Source organism: Oleiphilus sp. HI0043, from assembly GCF_001634935.1.
Map to the genome: position 1 here is coordinate 1 of NZ_LWEY01001588.1, position 933 is coordinate 933.

The following is a 933-nucleotide window of genomic DNA, read 5'->3' on the forward strand; positions in this document are numbered from 1 at the left end:
CACCACGGTTAAAACTCGAACCTTTGACAAGTACCTGAGCGCTCGTACTATCCCTGATAGGCCCAGGTGGCGAGCCGTAGTGCGCACGGCAAACTTCGTTTTGGCTAACTGCGACTTGAATGAACAAGATACACAGGAACTATCTGAACTAACCAGGCGTGTTGAAGACAACTATTCATAGGCTAGATCACTTGCAATCAATTCCCTCATCAGCTCACCCCCAAATAGAACCAAGGAAGTAAAATGGCAAAATATGATAAGCGGCACTCAAAAGGAAGCGAGCGGACGCTGGAAGAAGCTAATAAGCTGGCAAAAGCGAACCAACGCCCAGGCCAAACGAAAGAACAAACAAAAATCATTGCCCAGGGTATTCAAAAAGGGATTGAGCAGTATAAAAAACAGCACAAAGCCAAAAGCCGAGAGCTCGACAAGCAATTAAAAGCTGCAGAAAAAGCCAAACAGATGGCAAGCAGTAGTGAAGAAAAACAGCTTGAAGAGCATGTTCAGCCACCTAAAGCACAGACGTGGTTACCCTGGTCTTTACTCGTTTTATCATGGGTTTTGTTTGCAATATTCCAAGTAATATAAGAACTCATCTCGATGAAATTTGATTAGTTTTGAACCAAGTCTCACTGAAAACTCTGAATTTAACCTAAGTTACCTAAATTACCCTTCTTTGCCACAGCTTCGTAATCCTCTTTTTTATATGGTTTAAATCACTTACTTGTCATTGCTTTGGAGGAGTCCCCCAAAAAAGTCAGACAAGAAAGAACCTGAAAAAGAATAGTTCTTTAAGAACATATAAAACACTTACATACATGAAAAAAACAAAATTAAGAAAATTAACGGAGTCGATTGATGAAAAGCCTGAAATTGAAGTTGGTGACACTGACGTCACTACTTGTTGCTGCATTCGCGGTTAATGCGAACGGC

2 protein-coding genes are annotated in these 933 nt (G+C 41.2%); both read left to right on the top strand.

All coding sequences use genetic code 11. The annotated features are described in order from the left end of the window. The coding region (locus tag A3729_RS34135; protein ID WP_231877491.1) for a hypothetical protein at nt 1-181 on the top strand (181 nt) is incomplete at its 5' end. A 62-nt stretch (nt 182-243) separates the two neighbouring features. Next, the gene (locus A3729_RS23545; RefSeq protein ID WP_068512841.1) at nt 244-588 is read left to right on the top strand and encodes a DUF2956 domain-containing protein; all 345 of its coding nucleotides are present in this window, start codon (nt 244-246) and stop codon (nt 586-588) included. Nucleotides 589-933: the final 345 nt, after the last annotated feature.

What these genes read in the sequence shown, in the direction of transcription:
- A3729_RS23545 (WP_068512841.1), top strand. Translation starts at nt 244, where the DNA reads ATGGCAAAATATGATAAGCGGCACTCAAAAGGAAGCGAGCGGACGCTG.